Source organism: Paenibacillus sp. LPE1-1-1.1, assembly GCF_040676435.1.
Classification (GTDB): Bacteria; Bacillota; Bacilli; order Paenibacillales; family Paenibacillaceae; genus Pristimantibacillus.
Window position 1 is genome coordinate 442,681 of the sequence record NZ_JBEGHY010000012.1, and the last position, 18,568, is coordinate 461,248.

At 52.9% G+C, this 18,568-nt stretch carries 10 protein-coding genes; all 10 read left to right on the forward strand.

All coding sequences use genetic code 11. The features are described 5' to 3' along the window. The first annotated feature begins 26 nt into the window (after positions 1-26). Entirely contained in the window at positions 27-4,217 is a 4,191-nt protein-coding gene (locus MRBLPE1_RS12625) for an S-layer homology domain-containing protein (RefSeq protein ID WP_364145749.1), read from the forward strand. Between the two features lie 474 nt (positions 4,218-4,691). After that, positions 4,692-5,570 (forward strand): ABC transporter permease, encoded by an 879-nt coding sequence (locus MRBLPE1_RS12630; RefSeq protein ID WP_364147255.1) that lies wholly within the window; start codon positions 4,692-4,694, stop codon positions 5,568-5,570. Next, positions 5,570-6,439 carry a carbohydrate ABC transporter permease gene (locus MRBLPE1_RS12635; protein WP_364145751.1) on the forward strand — a complete coding sequence of 290 codons (870 nt, stop codon included), beginning with the start codon at positions 5,570-5,572 and terminating at the stop codon, positions 6,437-6,439. Before MRBLPE1_RS12630 ends, MRBLPE1_RS12635 begins: the two co-directional genes overlap by 1 nt. Positions 6,440-6,529: 90 nt before the next feature. Beyond that, positions 6,530-8,074 (forward strand): extracellular solute-binding protein, encoded by a 1,545-nt coding sequence (locus MRBLPE1_RS12640; RefSeq protein ID WP_364145753.1) that lies wholly within the window; start codon positions 6,530-6,532, stop codon positions 8,072-8,074. Between the two features lie 52 nt (positions 8,075-8,126). Further along, positions 8,127-9,485: a Gfo/Idh/MocA family protein gene (locus MRBLPE1_RS12645; RefSeq protein WP_364145754.1), complete on the forward strand. Its 1,359-nt coding sequence runs from the start codon at positions 8,127-8,129 to the stop codon at positions 9,483-9,485. Continuing rightward, positions 9,485-11,680, forward strand: coding sequence for a glycoside hydrolase family 88/105 protein (locus MRBLPE1_RS12650; RefSeq protein ID WP_364145756.1), 2,196 nt, complete (start codon positions 9,485-9,487; stop codon positions 11,678-11,680). Before MRBLPE1_RS12645 ends, MRBLPE1_RS12650 begins: the two co-directional genes overlap by 1 nt. Positions 11,681-11,778: 98 nt before the next feature. Continuing rightward, on the forward strand, positions 11,779-14,058 hold the full coding sequence (locus MRBLPE1_RS12655) for an AraC family transcriptional regulator (protein ID WP_364145758.1): 2,280 nt from the start codon (positions 11,779-11,781) through the stop codon (positions 14,056-14,058). A 45-nt stretch (positions 14,059-14,103) separates the two neighbouring features. Further along, positions 14,104-16,179: a glycoside hydrolase family 65 gene (locus MRBLPE1_RS12660; protein WP_364145760.1), complete on the forward strand. Its 2,076-nt coding sequence runs from the start codon at positions 14,104-14,106 to the stop codon at positions 16,177-16,179. Between the two features lie 37 nt (positions 16,180-16,216). Next, positions 16,217-17,359, forward strand: coding sequence for an oligogalacturonate lyase family protein (locus tag MRBLPE1_RS12665; protein ID WP_364145762.1), 1,143 nt, complete (start codon positions 16,217-16,219; stop codon positions 17,357-17,359). A gap of 19 nt (positions 17,360-17,378) precedes the next feature. Further along, positions 17,379-18,530, forward strand: coding sequence for a glycoside hydrolase family 88/105 protein (locus MRBLPE1_RS12670; RefSeq protein WP_364145764.1), 1,152 nt, complete (start codon positions 17,379-17,381; stop codon positions 18,528-18,530). The last annotated feature ends 38 nt before the right edge of the window (positions 18,531-18,568 follow it).

Here is an 18,568-nt window from a genome sequence, read left to right on the forward strand (position 1 = left end):
CATCACTCATTTAGCGGAGGTGCAAGATGAAGAGGTTTTTGGCACAAATACTTTGTATGGCTCTGTGTATTTCTTTATTCCCGCTTCAGAATCCCGCAGTAAAAGCTGCTAGTTCCGTATTGCCGGCATTTCCGGGAGCAGAAGGCTTCGGATATGCAGCATTAGGGGGACGCGGCGGCGAGGTGTATCATGTCACTAGCTATGAGCTGACAGGTCCAGGAACATTCTATGATGCGCTTACGACAGTAGGGGACATCCCGCGCACCATCGTATTCGATATATCGGGAGACATCACCACCCCCCAGATTATATTGAAAAATAAGTCCAATATCACCATAGCGGGACAGACTGCGCCGGGGGACGGCGTAACCATCCGGTCTAACAATATTCGGTTCTATGACTGCAGTAATATCATTATTAGGTATTTGACCTTTCGGATGGGTGAACTAAGCGTGAAAGACGATGCGATGTATTTTGAAGACTGCCAGAATGTGATCGTCGATCACTCTTCGTTTTCATGGGCGACGGATGAAGTCTTGTCCATAAAAAGCAAGGATTACGATAATCCCAGATCGAAAAACATAACGGTTCAATGGTCGATTATATCGGAGGCTCTTCTTTCTCACTCTATGGGCGGGCTGATTGAAATGAATACCATCACGATGCACCATAATCTCTATGCGCATAATAACGACAGAAACCCCAAAACGAAAGGACAGATGGACTTTGTCAACAATGTCGTATACAACTGGGGTCAATTTCCGTATGTGGCTGGCGGGGAATCCGGTACCAAAGGGTACGGAAATGTCGTCGGGAACTATTTTATAGCAGGTATTAACTCGGTAGACCCTCAATACGCGATTGTGCGCGGCAACGAGAACTACAAGCTGTATCTCCATAACAATCTGATCGACAGCAATAAAAACGGCGTTCTGGACGGTACGGATACGGGGGCGGGCATGATGGAGGCTGACAGACCTAGCATTATGGTGCCGGAGCGGTTTGAATATCCCCTCGTCCATACGGAATTGCCGGAAGCTGCATACAACCATGTTTTGAACCACTCCGGGTCGTCTCTGGCAAGGGATGCGGTTGATCAGCGGATTGTTGATAATGTAAGGAACCACACCGGAGCGATTATCGGACATGAGAATGATGTAGGCGGGTATCCTGTATTGAAAAAAGAAACAGCCCCAGCCGATACGGACCGGGACGGCATGCCCGATGCCTGGGAACAAGAAAATGGATTGAACCCGAATGATCCGGGGGATGGAAACGGTGACCGCAATGGAGACGGCTATACCCATCTGGAGGATTATTTGAATGAGCTGGCTGCAGCAGGCTTCCCTGCGAATTATCCCTTAACCCCGGCAGCATGGTCCGGTCCGCCGTTCATACCGCCGACAGAACCGGCACCAACGCCTGTTCCAACGCCAACAGCCAGTATGGACGGGAAATGGGTCAGAAATGTCGTCATTAACGATAATAGTAAAAACGGAGTCGTAAATGCATCCAAATGGTCGGTTCAGCAAAGTTTTCAGCCGGGAGACGTGGAATACGGAGATCGATCGACCGGCTCCAAAATTTACAAGCTCGTAACCATACCGGATGCGCTGAAAGGCATGGAATGGATTCGGGCAGCGATGGAGTCTAGAAGCTCTGCAAGCAGCGACCTGCTTTCCTTCTATCTGGCTGCCGATGCGGATGTCTATGTCGTTTACGATACGAGGATTCCTGAGCTTCCTGCATGGCTATCCGCCTATGAGGATACGGGCGAGACGATTGCGGATGATCAACCGGTGGAGTACCGGCTGTACAAAAAACATTATTCTGCAGGGTCATTGGTAACGATGGGGGCGAATGGCAGCACTTCGAAAGGCAGCTATTATGTCATCCTTAAGCCGACAAATGCGCAAACAGAACCTCCAGCCGGCAGTCCTTCCGGGTTTACGGCAGCTTTCGCAGCAGGCAGCTCTGTTTCGCTAAAATGGTCACCGGCGAGTGACGCGGCATCTTATCTTATCTATCGTTCCTCTTCTATTAACAATGTATTTAAAGCCGTTGCCAGTTCCAACACGACAGAGTATGAGGATACGGCCATCGTAAAAGGGATTACCTATCAATATAAAGTGACAGCCTTGAATGCCGGAGGCGAATCTCCATCCTCCGATATTGTGGAAGTGGTTACTTTTGATCCTGCGCAGCCCGTACCGCCTGTGCCAACGGGTTTAATGGTTACGACGGAAAAGAGCATGAGCGTGGGGCTTGGCTGGACAGCAGCCGAAGGAGCCACAAGCTACAGCATCTACAGAGCAGATGCGCCTGAAGGCCCTTATCATAAGGTTGGCAGTTCGTTAACGGCAGAATATACCGATAAGACGGTGAGTCCTTCCTCTGCCTATTACTATAAGGTATCGACGATAGGGATCGGCGGCGAGTCAGGCCATTCAAGCAGCGTTAGTGCCGCGACTAAACAGACCGTGCTTCTTCCGCAAGTCCCTTCAGGCATTTCGGCAGGTTCGGTTACGACCTCTGCTATCGAAATGCAATGGAACCCGGTCGACGGAGCAGAACGTTACAACCTTTACAGAAAAGGAAATAGCGAAAATGGTTATGCCCAGGTAGGCAGCAGCGAGTCGGCCGACTTTATCGACGACGGCATTAGTGTGACGGAAACAGGCTACAGCTACAAAATAACGGCAGTGAACGAAATGGGAGAGTCGGCACAAAGCGATGCTCTTACGATCGCAGTGCCCGTTCCCTCCGCTTCTTCCGATCTGATTACTGGATTAGTGGGTGAATCCTTCGTCGGGCTCATCTGGGCAGCCCATGGCGATGCAACCCAATATAACATTTATAGGGAATCCGTTGGCGAGAGTGTGTACAATCCAGGTTCTGCCAAAGTAGGTGCTTATTATGACCGCACGGTCAAGCCGGGTGTTGAATACAGCTATTACATCGTAGCCCAAAACGCCAGCGGAGAATCAGAAAAGTCCAATACCGTGAAGGTGAGGACCTTGGGGGCGCCCGCCGTACCGGATAACAACGGCCAGCCTGAAACGGGAACTTCGAAACCGGTCTTAGATCCCCAAACGGGGGAAGCAAAGATGATCCTGGCATTCAAGGACATGACAGATGCTTTTGAACAGGCCAAAACGGATAAAGACGGCTATAAGATCATCACTGTCGACATCCCTAAGGTAGACGGAGCAAAAGCCTATACGGCGGTCCTTCCGGCCGACTTTCTTACCCAAAACGATGCAGTCCGAAAAATAGAAATAAAAACAGCGCTAGGAACAATAGTCGTGCCGGCGGGGATGCTCTCGGGCGCTACTGTCTCTGCCAAAGAAATCGGCTTAAGCATCGGTACTGGTGATATTACGGCTCTTCCTTCACAGGTAAAGGAGAAAATTGGCCAAAACCCGTTCATCTATTTGAATTTAATCGCGGACGGAAAAAAAATAGAATACAACAATCCAGAAAATCCCGTAATTTTATCTGTACCTTACAAACCGACAGCCGAGGAATTGAAGAGTCCGGAGCATATTACGGTATGGTTTATAGACGGAGAGGGAAATACCCAGCCTATACCTAGTGGAAGGTATGATACGGCATCAGGCAGGGTCACATTTACAGCCTCCCATGCAGGACCATACGCCGTAGTGTCCGTTTTTAAAACCTTTGACGATCTGGAACGATACGCATGGGCCAAAGCTCCGGTAAACGTCTTGGCCTCCAAAGGCATTATTAACGGTACTGGAGAGAATACGTTTGGACCCGCTGCTGCGGTTACAAGGGCTGACTTTACCTTATTATTGATCAAGACTCTCGGATTAACGGCAAAAGCCGATTCGAATTTTGCTGATTTGAATACCGAAGACTATTACTATGAAGCCGTAGGTATCGCTAAAGCGCTTGGCCTTGCGAAAGGAAAAGGCGATAATCGCTTTAATCCGGAAGAGCCGATAGCAAGGCAGGATATGATGGTACTGACAGCAAGAGCTATGGCAATGGCGAAGAAACTAAATGCACCTGAAAAGGATAACAACCTGGATCGCTTTGCCGATCGGGACGAAGTAGCGGGCTATGCAGCAGAAGAAATAGCAAAAATGGTTGAAGAAGGTCTTATTAATGGAAGCGGCGGCATGATTCATCCGCTTGCGATGACGACTCGAGCGGAAGCCGCGGTTCTGCTTTACAGGGTTTACAATAAGTAAGCGGATTACCAATGAACGAGCCGTTTAAAAGGATAGGCAATCCCGTCCGTACAGAAGACTGCCGAGAAAATCTCGGCAGTCTTCTTTTGAGTCCGGCAGGCATAGGGACGATGAGGAACTGCCGCCAGGCGTCAACAAACCAATCCGCCACAGCATCAACAAATCCCCTAAGGCCTTGCTGCTGCGGCTTTTTCTCATGCCGGAAGAACAACATCCGAACGGTGGGACAGCCGCGTTTGTTCACCAACCTATCGCGGTTTGAGTGCGCGAATCGTCCAATTTGGGCCGGATCGCGGATTTGTGTATGCCGTGGAGAATTGATCGATTGTTTATCAGCCGCTTGAACAGGTAAGATGGCGGTACAAGAAGCGAAGGAGGTTCACGATGGCAAATGCGCAAGATCATTTGGAGCCTGGCTCCACTCGCGTATCGACTGGGAGATTCCAATTGAAGGAGAATCGTTATCTCGTAAATATGCGTAAGTATTGGATGCTGTACGTCATGATATTGCCCGGCATCATCTATTATCTCGTATTTAAATATTTACCGCTGGCCGGCAGCGTGATCGCGTTTCAGGACTATCAGATTTTTAAAGGCATGCTGTCAAGCTCATGGGTCGGGCTCGACAACTTCAAATTTATTTTCACGTACGAAGATTTCTATTTAGTATTAAGAAATACGGCGACAATCGCCCTTTATCAACTTGTATTTGGGTTCCCGGCACCGATCATCTTAGCTCTTCTCTTTAATGAAGTCAGGTTGATGCTTGCCAAACGGGTTATGCAAAGCTTATTTTATCTCCCGCATTTTCTATCCTGGGTCGTCGTTGGCGGCATCGTATTCGAATTGCTGTCGAGTCAGGGCGTCATTAATATGATGCGGGGATGGTTCGGACAGGAAACGATTCTGTTCATGCAGGAACAACGGTATTTTCGCGCCATTGTCGTCATATCCGGCATTTGGAAGGATGTGGGCTGGGGAACGATCATCTACTTGGCCGCGATCGCAGGCATTAATCCGAGTTTGTATGAAGCAGCTGTCATGGACGGGGCAAACCGGTGGAAGCAGACGATCCATATAACGCTGCCTACCATGTTCCCAACCATACTCGTACTGTTCCTATTGAATATTGGAAACTTCCTGGAGCTTGGCTTCGATCAGATTTATAATTTATTGACGCCGATGACGTATTCGGTCGGGGATATCATCGAGACGTATGTATACCGGGCAGGCGTACTGCAAGGGCAGTACAGCGTCACGACAGCGATCGGATTATTCCAATCGGTCATCGGATTCGTGCTATTGTGGATATTTAACCGCATGGCCCGAAAAACAGAACAGGGGTTGTGGTGATGAGAAAGACTACAGGAGATCAACTATTCCAGTTTTTCAATTACGCGTTTCTAATCGCTGCGGCTGCCACGATGCTGCTTCCGCTCCTCCAGCTGCTGGCCGTCTCCTTCAGCTCGCCGATCGCTGCGGATTCCAAGCAGGTGTTTCTGTTCCCCGTTGAATTCACGACGGCATCCTGGTCGCACATTTTGCAGAACACGGGACTGTGGAGGTCGTTCGGTATCACCGTATATATAACGGTCGCCGGAACTTTTCTGAGCATGCTGTTCTCGGTGCTGACGGCTTATCCGTTATCGCATAAGCAATTTCTCATCCGCAAGCCGGTCATGCTCGGTATTATCATTACCATGATCTTCAATGCGCCGATGATCCCGTTTTTTCTGACGGTGCGCGAGCTGGGCATGATGAACTCGTTATGGTCGCTCATTTTGCCGGGGGTGATCGGCACGTTCAACATGATCATTATCCGTACCTTCTTTACGGGTATCCCGAAAGAGCTTGATGATTCCGCGCGGATCGACGGCTGCAATGAGGCTGGCATCTTATTCCGAATTTATTTGCCGCTCTCGAAGCCGGTGATGGCCACCGTAAGCCTGTTTTATGCGGTAGGCTATTGGAATACCTTTCAGCGGGCGGTGCTGTTCATCCGCGATCCGGAGAAATGGCCGCTGCAAACGAAGCTTCGCGCTTATTTGACCTCGCCGGAGGAGCTTGCCGCAGTCAATCTGGTTCTGGGCGATTACGATTTCAATACGACAACGTTGAAAGCGGCAACAATATTGTTCGCTACGATTCCGATTGTTCTCGTATATCCTTATTTGCAAAAATATTTCGTGAAGGGCTCTATGCTGGGCTCCTTGAAAGAATAATCGGTCTTATGGCGGAAGCAAAAGAGGTATGAAGCCGAATCGCCGGCTTGATATATAGCATTACTACATTTAAAAAGGGGGACTGAACACATGATGAAACATGTTTTTGGAAAGTCGGCCAGAGTATCCGCTTTGGTATCGCTGCTGGTCGTTTCGATTCTCTCCGGCTGCTCCAGCAATGGAGAGAAGCCTGCAGCTTCCGGGAATGACGCGGAGAAGAATAATCCCGTTACGGTAAAAGTATTCAAAAGCCATATGGGCGTAGGAACCATTCCAGGCAAAGATAATGAGCATGTGAAATACGTGGAGGAGAAGACGGGAGTCGTATATGAACTGGTGACGACGGCACCTGGCTCCGAGCCGACGGAATTTCTGAATCTGATGATTGCCTCCGATGATTTGCCGGACATTCTCCGTCCGATTGGGGGCATCGAGCAGACGTTAATCAAGCAAGGCGGCGCTTTGGCGCTCGATGAATTGCTGCCGAAGTACGCGCCTAACGTATGGAAGAACATTCCGGCTGAAGCATGGGATATCGTACGTTCGGCTTCCCCGGACGGCCATATCTACTATGTGCCTAAGGTGTTTCTCGTACCCGAGCGGGCGCCGATGATCCGGCAGGACTGGCTCGATAAGGTAGGGCTTTCTATGCCGAAAACAACAGAGGAGTATAAAGAGGTTCTGCGGGCATTCCGGGACAAAGACCCGAACGGCAATGGCAAAGCAGATGAACTGCCTACTTCGGGACGCGAGTTCGGCAAGTGGATGGACCACCTGTTTGGCATGTATGGTGTGGCGATGTGGGAAGGCGTACCGGAATGGGATATCTATGAGGGAGAAATTCAATACGCCGGCGTTTCGAAAAATATGAAGGCCGCTATCGCGTATATTCGTGAGTTATACGAAGAGAAGCTTTTGGACAATGAGACGTTCCTGAACAAAGGCGATGTGTGGCAGGCCAAAATCAACAATAACCTGGTCGGCAGCTGGTATCACCTTCCGGCTAACCTCCGCGACCGCTATACCGCGATGCTCAAAGGAGCGCCGGATGCTTACGTAGTCGGCATGCCGGTACCTAAGGCTGAAGGCTTTGAAGGTTTTGTTACGCAGAAAAGCATGGGCGAGCCGGAGTGGATGATTCCGACTGTCGCAAAGGATAAAGCCGAATATTCCCTTAAGCTGCTCGATTTCTTCTATGACCAAAGCAACGATGAATTCATTCGGTTTGGCATCGAGGGGCAGCAGCATGAAGTCGTAAACGGCAAGAAGGTCATATTGCCTCCAGAGGACAGCCGCCCGATCGCGCTTGGGATGCGCAATCTGACGACCAAGGAAGATATGGATGTAAGGATCAAGGAGACGATCCCGGAAGATATGCAGAAGATGGTTCAGGATGTCTTCGCGGTCAGCACATCCGATGCGCGCCGTATCGCCGGCGACGGATTGCCGAATACGGTATACGAAGGCTACCCGGATATTCAATCGCATAAGCTTTTCCAAGAATATTTGACGAAGATCGTCATTGGCGAATGGCCGTTAGAGAAATTTGACGAGTTCGTGGACCGCTGGAATAAAGCCGGAGGCGAGGCCGTCACCAAGCGTGTTCAAGAATGGTATGCGAAAGTGCAGAAATAAGCATCAGCGGCAGTCTTCATGATCGCGTAAATGCAAGAAAGGATTGGATCAGATGAGAAAACGATACGCCATTTGCGGAGTGAGCGGACGTGCGCTTGGCATGTTCGCCAAGCCTATCCTGACTACTTTCGCCGGCAGCTGCGAGCTTGTCGGCCTGCTCGACCGCGATCCGATGCGCTTTGAGCTGTTCCGTTCGAGATACCCGGAGCATGCCGGCATAAAAACCTACGGCGATAGCGAGTTTGACCGTATGGTGGATGAGACGAAGCCTGACGTAATTATCGTCGCCGGCCGCGACGACACGCATGCGCAGTACTTGATTGCTGCCCTGGAGCATGATCTGGATGCCATTACGGAGAAACCGATGGTGACGACGGGGGCGGACAGCAAGCGCGTTATCGAAGCGGAGAAAGCAAGCAAGGGCTCTGTCATTGTGACATTCAACTACCGATATGCCCCGATTCATACGAAGATCAAGGAGATCGTGCAGGAAGGGAAGCTCGGCCGAATAACGTCGATCGATTTGAACTGGTATTTAGATACGTACCACGGCTCGAGCTACTTCAAAAGGTGGAACCGGGACCGGAAGCTGTCGGGCGGTTTGTCCGTGCACAAGAGCACCCATCATTTCGATTTGGTTAATTGGTGGATCGATCAGAAGCCGGTTGAAGTGTTCGCATTTGGCGCTTTGAATTATTATGGCGCCGAAGGCGAAGCGAATCCGAAGAAGGAGGACGGCCGGTTCTGCAGCACCTGCGCATATTCCGAGGACTGCTCGTATTATTCGCGGTGGAATGCCCGCAGCCGGAATCTTAAAGTGCCGGATGACCATCTTGGGTCTCTCGATGCAGGGAAGCCATCGGCTTTTCCCTATTCGGATTACCGTCCGGACCGCTGCATTTTCGATTCGGAAATTGAAATTGAAGATACGTACGCCGCGACCGTGAAGTACAGCGGCGGCGCGCTGCTCAGTTATTCCGTCAACTTCTCGCTTCCTTATGAGGGTTATAGGCTGGCCATTAACGGGACGAAAGGGAGGCTCGAGACGGTGGAATATCATATGCCTGGCAGAACGCCTTTCCCTACGCCCGTCCAAACGATCGACTACTTTCCGTTGTTTGGCTCGAAGGAAACGATACATGTCGTGCACCGGGAAGGCGGGCATGGCGGAGGAGATCCGCTGCTGCTGGAAGACTTATTCATGGGCGAGGACCGCAGACGTCCGTTCCGGATCTTGTCGGGCGCGGTTGACGGCGCTTATTCGGTGGCAACGGGCGAAGCGGTCTGGCGCTCGGTGAAAGAGCATCGCCTGGTCACGATCAATGAGGTGCTGGAAAGCGGTACCGGCATCTCGGGCAGCGGATCACAGGAACGTCAAGAGAGCCTAAGCGGCCAGAGAGGCGGAGTGTAATGGCAGCAAACCTAAGCCGGTATTTCGATCCGATGGAAAGCATGGCAGCGCAGACGGAGGGCGGCAGCATCCCGCATGTGCTTAAGGTTATCGCGCAGCGGTATGTCGGCGACAATCCGCCCCATGGGCCTGTGTACCGGGTGACCCGGACCAGCGCTGTCCGCAAAGGAGCGGATCACTTATATGAATTTCCGCTAAGCGGCATGTTTGAGGAAATGGAAGCGGGCCAGCGGGTTTACGCCTGGGCGAAGCTATGGGTTGATCTGCCGCATGAGTTCATCTTCCATCTTCGCTGCTACGGGCAAGTGAAGCTGTATCACAACGGGGATCAGCGCTTTGGATCGTCACCGGAAGAGGAAATTTCCGAGGCGGCGCAAGGAGCACCCGCGATGCCGATCAAGCTGAAGGTGAATCTGACCCGGGGATGGAATCACTTTGTATTAGAGCTGGGGCAGGGCCGGGAAGGCAGCGGCGGAGCAGCTTTCGGAACAGGCAGCCGCAAAAATAAGCCGTTTCACTTCCTGGCGCCGTCCGATGAGCGGGACGGGGAGGAAGGCTGGATCTTTACGGCGCCATCGGCAGAGCCGCTGAATCGCATCCCGGGAACGAATCAGGCGGAGGAAGCCACCGGCGCGGAATGGCTGCCCGCACAAGAAGAGGGGAAAGGGCGTTTCGATCTTATATATGGCATGCAGCCTGGCTATTCCGCTTTTGCATGGACGACGATCGCCAACCGTACCGCTTCGAAGCAGCAAGTTACGATCGCCGGAACCGCCTACGGTCCGTTACGGTTTATATGGCAGGGAAAAGAAGTGTTCGCGGCTCAAGAAGCGGGAGATTTCGCAATCGAGCTCGAAGCAGACCCGGGGAGCAGCAACCTAATCGCCCATAGCCGATGCGATGGGCAAGGCTGGGGCTTTCAGCTTGGAGACATTGCTGTTCCCCACGTTGATCTGGCTCTCGGGCGGCGCGTACATGGCTATAAAGGCAAATGGCTGCTGCTGGGTCCGTTCTCGCCGGAAGCGAATATTGACCCGGCCGATGATCTGGCGCTAGACAAGGCGGTGGCCGACAACGGCATGAACGTTTTCTGGACGACGGACCAGCCGGGAGCCTATGTACGTCCATTTCTCGAAAATGAGCTGTACGGCCGTTGGAATTATCCGCTTGGCGTCACGCTGTCGGGACTGCTGGGTTCAAGCCGGCTGCTGCAGCGCGAAGATCTGGCGAATTACGTTGCGGGCCATGTCGAGTTTGCGACATCGACTTATGCCTACTCGCTGCGGGACCGAGAGCGCTTCGGCGCAGCAGGCTTGAACAACCAGCTGTCGCATACCGATAGCCTGGATGACTGCGGCTCCTTTGGAGCGTTGGCCATTATGGCTGAACGGCTCCGCCCGATTGAAGGCTCGCGCGCTGTGGCGGATGATATTGCCCATTATATTATGAACGTGCAGGACCGAATGGAGGACGGCGCGCTTTACCGCAAGGTCGGCGTCTCGCCGAGCATGCATAATACGATGTGGTGCGACGATATGTACATGAGCGTTCCTTTCCTGTGCAGGTATGCCGAGCTTACCGGCGATCCCGGCTATAGGGATGAAGCCGCCAAGCAACTGCTGCTTTATAAGAAGTATTTGTACATGGCGGACCGGCAGGTCATGTCCCATGTGTATGATGTCGCCAATAACAAGCCTTCCTTGACGATATGGGGCAGGGGCAACGGCTGGGTGTTCTTCTCGCTGGCCGTATTGCTCGAAGCATTGCCAAGTACGCATGCGAGTTATCCGTCGATACTCGCTTTCTATCGGGAGCTGGCCGAAGGATACCGCAGGCTGCAGGGCAAGCATGGCCTGTGGCATCAAGTATTGGTCGATACGGAGTCGTATGAGGAATCCTCCTGCACCTCGATGTTCATCTACGGCTTTGCGCTCGGGGTCCGCCATAGCTGGCTCGAGAATACGGATCCTTACATCCGGGCGGCGCTGGCCGGCTGGCAGGGATTATGCGAGCGGGCCGTCGACAAACGAGGGAATCTGTACGGGGTATGCAAAGGTTCCAGCTGGTCATACTCCCATGCTTACTATAAGCATGATTTAGGCTGGAACCTGAATGATACGCATGGCATCGGCATCGTACTGCTTGCCGGCATTGAAACGCAGCGAATGAAAGAATGGTTGATAGAGAAGGGTTGAACGGGTCTGGCGTGTGAGTAAGAAGATCGGACTGAGTATGTTGCGAGGACAGGATCACGTTATAATAGAAGGATCCTCGGCATAAGGTGGGATTTACCGTGACACAGTCTATCAAGAAATGGTTGAAATATAATCTGGCACATACCCAAGTGAGGCTCGTGCTGATTTTGACCGTTTCCGTCTTTCTCATTATTCTGGCTGTAAGCCTGACCTCGTATAACACGTCGAAGTCGGTGATGCAAGAAGAGCTCAGCGAATTGCAGCGCCAGATGCTGAAGCTCGATATGAACGTGATCGACGAGTTGGTCAGCGAGAGCGACAAGGTCGCGATTCAAGTCGCTTTGAACGATAATGTGTACAAGTTTTTGACCGGCAAGGTACAGGGCTCTTATACGAATATTACGGAGGCCTACCAGTTTCTATCGACATTAATCAGCAATTCCAAGTATATCAAAAGCATTTACGTCTATGACCTTACAAGAGAAAGCTTCCTGGCGATTCCGCAGGGCTTCAGCTCCAGCAGGCTGACTTTCGACGATTCCGACTGGACCGGCGTAGCCTCTGAATTCGGAAAGAGGACGACGCTTATTAAGAAACGGATGGTGCCTGAAGGAGCAGGAGCCAAAGGTTCGAGCGTTACGCTTTTCCGCAAGATCATGATTCAAGGGGAGTTCAAAGGAATCGTCGCCGTCAATCTTAAAAACGAAGAATTATTCGCCAAGTTGAATCCGCCGCTCATGAACAATTTGAACCGGATGCGCTATATTATCGACGAGCATGGCGAACTGCTCTACTCCGTTTCAAACTATGCGTTCGATCAAGAGTCGGTTAACCGCGCGATTGAGACGCTGAGAGAGGATGATAGCGGGGATATTACGATCCAAAATCGCCAATTGCTCATTAATCAGCTGGAATCGCCCGTAACGGGATGGAGCTATGTGTCGATCGTTGAGCAGGACAGCCTGCTGGCCAAGTCCAAGCGGGTGGCGAAGGTGGTTCTGCTTGTATCCATTGCGGCTCTCGGGCTTGGCGGGGCAACGATTTTCTATATTAATGCGGCGGCTTTCCGTCCTGTCCGCAGGCTCAAGCAGCTGTTCAGCAGATACGATCGCAAGACGAGCGGTTCGGAGGGCATAGATCTGGAGAAGCTTGCCGGTGAATTGCTCACCAATCACGCGCATCTGGCTCAGCTTGTCCGGGAGTCGATGTCGGAGGCTGCTTCGAAGCTGCTTACCGATATTTATTCCGGCAATCTCAGCGGGAAGCGGGATATCGAAGAGAAATGGAACCGTTATTTCGGAGAATGGACGGCGGCGCCGGTGACGGTGGCTGTTCTGTCGATTGACCGTTACGAGGAATGGTCCCGCACATTCACCGGCGGCGATCATTCGCTGTTGAAGTTCGCTTTGGCCAATATTGCGGCAGAGCTGTTCGAGCCGCAGTGGCGAATCGTATGCGCCGATTTCGGTACGGATAAGACCGCCATCCTGCTGCAGCCGCGCGTAGAAGGGCTGCGCTGCGAGAGCATGCTCGCGGAATCGCTGGAGGTTGTGTCGCGCTTATTGAAATTTAGCGTATCGGCAGGCGTCAGCAACACGCAGACGGATATCGCCAAATTAAAGCAGGTGATGCTGGAAGCGGAGAATGCGCTTACATATCGGTTGTACAAGGGCTATGGACAGGTCATCACGTTCCATGAGGTGTCCGGGCATGAAGTGAACGAACCGCTGCAGCATGAAAACGCGCTGGATGAATTGATTGTTGCTATAGAAATGGGCGAGGAGCCGGGATCCCTGGAAGCAGTCGCTCGAATGACCGATAATATTCGCACTCAATATGGGTACCCATCGGATGCCGTAGCATTCCTGCAGTCGGCCATCGAGCGGATCGAGCAAATCCGGCCCGCCTCGGACAGCTCCGATTGCCAAACCAATGTCCGGTTCGATACCCTTCGCCTGGAGGATATCCAAGGCGAACTGGAGAGGCGGGTTACCGTGCTGGCGCAGCGTTTCCGCCGGTTGGCCGAGAGCAAGGATTTTATCATGTGCCAGCGGATGATCGACTACTTGAAGCAAAATCTTAACGAGCCGATCGGCATACCCGAAATCGCCGAAGCGATTGGCATTAGCAGCAGCCTTGCCAGCCAGCTGTTCAAACAAGAAACGGGCGAGACGATCTATAACTATTTGACCCGTCTTCGTATCGAGCGGGCGAGCGAGCTGCTGCTGAAGACGGATGACCGCATTTCGGATATCGGGCTGATGGTCGGCTATCAGCATGAGAACAGCTTTATTCGCAGCTTCCGCAAATACAAGGATATTACCCCGGGCAAGTTCCGGGATATGATGAGAACCCGGATGGATTTTCCGTTCGAATGAGTATACGTTGGGCGGCCATCGGGTTCTAACAGACAGGAGGAGCCAATGGACAGACGACAGATCGTGGAACGCCATCAACCGGAGCTGAATAAATGGGACCCCGTGTCCCCGTTCTCCGTAGGCAATGGCGAATTTGCCTTCAGCGCCGACATTACCGGCTTGCAGACTTTTCCGAATCAATATGAGGTGCCGCTGGGCACGCAGTCCAATTGGGGATGGCATTTTACGGGCGGTCCGGGGCGGTTCAATGAACGCGATGCCGCGTACCAACCCTACGATACGCACGGCAGGGAGGTCGGGTATGCGATGAAGCCGGGCGACAAGCCAGAAGCTTACCACTGGCTGCGCCAGAACCCGCACCGCCTTCAGCTTGGCCGCATTTCTTTTCGATTCTTAACTGAATCGGGTGAAGAAGTGCAAGCCGCGGATATAACGGAAATCAGCCAGAAAATGAATCTATGGTCCGGCATTTTGACAAGTGAATTCGCCGTGTGCGGTGTGCCGGTTCATGTCACGACAGCCTGCCATCCGACGATTGACGCGATCGGGGTTAATGTCGTTTCGCCGCTAATTAAACAAGGAAGGCTGCAGGTGTTCATTCGTTTTCCTGCGCCGGATATGGTCTCGACCACATGGGCCAAGGCCGTTTTCCCGGATCTGGGCAATGACGGCAGGCATCTTACGGAGCTGGGCGAGTCGGGCGATAAAGGGGCAATTATCGCAAGAAGCATGGACGAGGACCGCTATGAGGTCAACTGGTCTTGGAGCGCCGGGAGCCTCGAGCGGACCGGCGTGCACGAATTCACGCTGATTCCGGACCGGGCCGGAGAATCGCTGGAATTTTCTATAGGATTCGCGCAAGAATCGCCGCAGACGGCAGAGGTTGACGCTATCAATGCCGCAAGCGCGCGTCACTGGGAGTCGTTCTGGATGAGCGGAGCGGCGATTGATTTCTCCGGAAGCGCGGATCCAAGAGCCTATGAGCTGGAGAGACGCGTCGTATTGTCGCAGTTCTTGCTCGCGCTGCACAGCGGCGGCTCGCTGCCACCGCAAGAAACCGGCCTGATGTACAATAGCTGGTTCGGCAAGTCGCATCTGGAGATGCATTGGTGGCATGCGGCTCATTTTCCATTGTGGGGCAGAGAGAATTATTTGCTGAACAGCATGGATTGGTATGAGCGAATCTTACCGGTGGCGCGCGAATTGGCGGAGTCTCAAGGTTATGAAGGGGCGCGTTGGCCCAAAATGGTTGGCTTCGACGGCAAGCCTTGCCCATCCCCGGTCGCGAACGGGTTAATCTGGCAGCAGCCGCATCCGATGACGCTAGCCGAGCTGTGCTATCAGGCGGATCCGACGAGCGCTACACTGGAGCGGTTCAGCAGCATCGTGTTCGAAGCGGCGGATTTCATGGTTTCCTTTGCGCATTGGAATGACGAGAAGCGAGTTTATGATCTGGGCCCGCCCCTTATTCCTGCGCAGGAATGCCATTCGATGCAGGACAGCAAAAATCCGCCATACGAGCTGGAATACTGGAAATACGGCTTGGAAATTGCGATTCGCTGGGCGGAACGCATGCAGCAGCCCGTGAACCCGCTTTGGGCAGAGGTTGCCGGTTCGTTAGCCGAGCCTCCGCAGGCGGAGGGCGTATATCTCGCCCATGAGCTGTGCCCGGAAACATTTCAGACTAAAAATCGCGATCATCCGTCCATGCTGGGGGCGCTCGGCATTTTGCCGGGCACGCTGATCGACCGCAAGGTCATGCTGGATACACTGCTGAAGGTGAAGGAAGTGTGGATCTGGGAATCGGCATGGGGCTGGGATTTCCCGATGTGTGCCATGACGGCGGCTAGACTCGGGGAACCGGATCTCGCGGTGGATTTCCTTTTGATGGATGCTGCCAAAAATACGTACCTAACCAACGGGCATAATTATCAGCGCCCTGGCTTATCCGCTTATTTGCCGGGTAACGGCGGGCTGCTGGCAGCGGTTGCCATGATGGCTGCTGGCTGGAAGGATAACGAAGCGGGAGAATCAGCCGCTAATTCGGTTGATCATAATCCTGGCTTCCCGCAGGATGGAAGCTGGTCCGTGAAATGGGAAGGGCTGAAGCCTTGGTTATAGAGGTTTGTAAAGTTCTCAAAATTCAGGAGGCGAGAGCATGTCTGCAAAAGGAACGGTGTGGCCCTCGGAACGGAAGACGGAGATTGATCGGCTCACAGGCCTTGAAGTCACGCAATTAACCAATTATAAGGCGCATAGCTATCATTTATATTTTACGGAAAACGGTTGGTATGACGGCGAACAACGGCTGTTGTTCGTCTCGGACAGGGGGAATTGCGCGAACCTGTACAGCCTGCATGTGAAGAGCGGTTTGATCACCCAGTTGACGGATTACAAGGATGTCGATCGATTGGATGCTTGCCTGCTGCCTGACGGAAGCGCGGCGTTCGTCAAGATTGAACGCAGCCTTATTCGACTGGATTTGGAATCGCTTGAAGAGAAGCTGATCTACGAAGCGCCGGAGGGCTATCATCTAGGCAATGCGAACGCGACAGCCGACGGCCGGTTCGTGATGACCTGCGTGCAAGAGGATCTGTCGCATCGCATCCGGCTCGATCTAGGCAACGGCTATGTCGGCCATCGGGAGCTGATGGAGGCCGCGCCCCACAGCATGATCGTACGAATTGATGCGCAGGCCGGCGGCGGAGAGAAGGTATATGAAGCGAACCGGTTCATTACCCATATCAATACATCCCCGAAGGAGCCTTGGCTGATGACCTTCTGCCACGAAGGCCCATGGCATCTGGTTGACCATCGGATTTGGGGGCTGGACCTGCGCACCGGCCAGGCCTGGAAAATCAGGGAGCGGCTGGAGGACGGCGAGAAGGTTGGGCATGAGTTTTTTTATCCCGATGGCGTAACGGTCGGCTATCATGGGTTCCGTGCGGATGGCACCAACTTTTTCGGCAATATTCGTTATGACAATACGGGCATGGAAGAGACGGAGTTCGGCTTCGACACTTGGCATGGATACGCGGACGGATTGGGGCAGGCGATCGTGGATGGCAAGGGAGCGGTCAAGACGCTGAGCCTATGGCGCAAGATCGACGGTGTGTACGAGGGTCCGCGTATGCTGTGCGAGCTGCGATGCAGCTTTCATTCGCAGAAGGTGCATGCCCACCCGCGTTTTAATGCGGACGGAAAAAGGCTGATCTTCACAAGCGATAAGAATGGATACGGCAATTTGTATTTAGTCGAGATTCCAGAAGAATTTAGTTCTTTGCCGTTGATGGCAACGTAACCGAAGGAGGGGAAGGTTAATGAACACCGCAACTGAAATTGTTAGTGCCGAACGTATTTCCGTTCGGGTCGCCAGAACGATCCTGTCCCAAAGCCAAGACGGCTATCACCCGAATATCGCGGGTAAGTGGGGCTATGTGGCTGGCATGGCGCTGACGGCGATCGGCCGGCTCGGCGATTGGACGGAAGAGCCCGAATACCAAGCAACGGTGAAGCGGCATATGGACGTCTTCATCCAAGAGGACGGCTCTATTCGCGGCTATAAGCTGGAGGAATATAATCTCGACCATATTAACGAAGGGAAAAACCTGCTGAGACTATGGAGAGAGAGCGGCGATTCTAAGTATGAGCAGGCGGCCCGGCTTCTTATTACCCAATTGATCGGGCAGCCCCGTACGGAAGAAGGCGGATATTGGCATAAAAAAATATATCCCTTCCAAATGTGGCTGGATGGACTGTACATGTCTTCTCCGTTCATGGCCGAATTTGCCAAGACCTTTGGCGAGAGCGGTTGGTTCGATGAAGCGGCGCATCAGCTGCTGTTGATCGAACGGCGTACGCGCAACCCGCAAACGGGATTGCTGCATCATGCTTGGGACGAGAGCAGGGAGCAGCGCTGGTGCGATGGCAGCACGGGCCGCTCCCGGTATGTGTGGGGGCGAGCAATGGGGTGGTACGCCATGGCGCTCGTAGACTCGCTTGAGCATTTTCCCGTTCATCATCCAAAACGCGGACAGCTGATGGGCATTTTCGAGCGGATGGCGAATGCCTTGCTGCGCGTACAGGATCAGGAGAGCGGCGTATGGTACCAGCTGCTGGATTGCAACGGCCGCCAAGGAAACTATTTGGAGTCGTCGGGCTCGTGCATGTTGACGTATGCCTTGGCTAAGGGCATTCGGCTCGGCTATTTGGCTGAGATTGACAGGCAGGCAGTGGAGCGCGCATATGACGGTATTCTTGAGCGCTTCGTAACCGAGGATGAACATGGGGTTCATCTCCATAGCATTTGTAACGGGGCCGGCTTGGGCGGACGCAAATATCGCGACGGCTCCTATGAATATTATATGAGCGAGAAGGTCGTCAGCGATGTGCTGATGGGCGTCGCCCCGCTGCTGCTGGCGAGCGTCGAGCTGGAGCGGCTTCGCGGGCAGACGGATTCGGACACTATATAAAGGATGGTAAGCCGGAGATCGACCGAAGGAGGAAGGAT

Bases quoted from the DNA above. Each gene is read 5' to 3' on its own strand.
- MRBLPE1_RS12625 (WP_364145749.1), top strand. From the start codon at position 27: ATGAAGAGGTTTTTGGCACAAATACTTTGTATGGCTCTGTGTATTTCT.
- MRBLPE1_RS12630 (WP_364147255.1), top strand. From the start codon at position 4,692: ATGCGTAAGTATTGGATGCTGTACGTCATGATATTGCCCGGCATCATC.
- MRBLPE1_RS12635 (WP_364145751.1), top strand. From the start codon at position 5,570: ATGAGAAAGACTACAGGAGATCAACTATTCCAGTTTTTCAATTACGCG.
- MRBLPE1_RS12640 (WP_364145753.1), top strand. From the start codon at position 6,530: ATGATGAAACATGTTTTTGGAAAGTCGGCCAGAGTATCCGCTTTGGTA.
- MRBLPE1_RS12645 (WP_364145754.1), top strand. From the start codon at position 8,127: ATGAGAAAACGATACGCCATTTGCGGAGTGAGCGGACGTGCGCTTGGC.
- MRBLPE1_RS12650 (WP_364145756.1), top strand. From the start codon at position 9,485: ATGGCAGCAAACCTAAGCCGGTATTTCGATCCGATGGAAAGCATGGCA.
- MRBLPE1_RS12660 (WP_364145760.1), top strand. From the start codon at position 14,104: ATGGACAGACGACAGATCGTGGAACGCCATCAACCGGAGCTGAATAAA.
- MRBLPE1_RS12665 (WP_364145762.1), top strand. From the start codon at position 16,217: ATGTCTGCAAAAGGAACGGTGTGGCCCTCGGAACGGAAGACGGAGATT.
- MRBLPE1_RS12670 (WP_364145764.1), top strand. From the start codon at position 17,379: ATGAACACCGCAACTGAAATTGTTAGTGCCGAACGTATTTCCGTTCGG.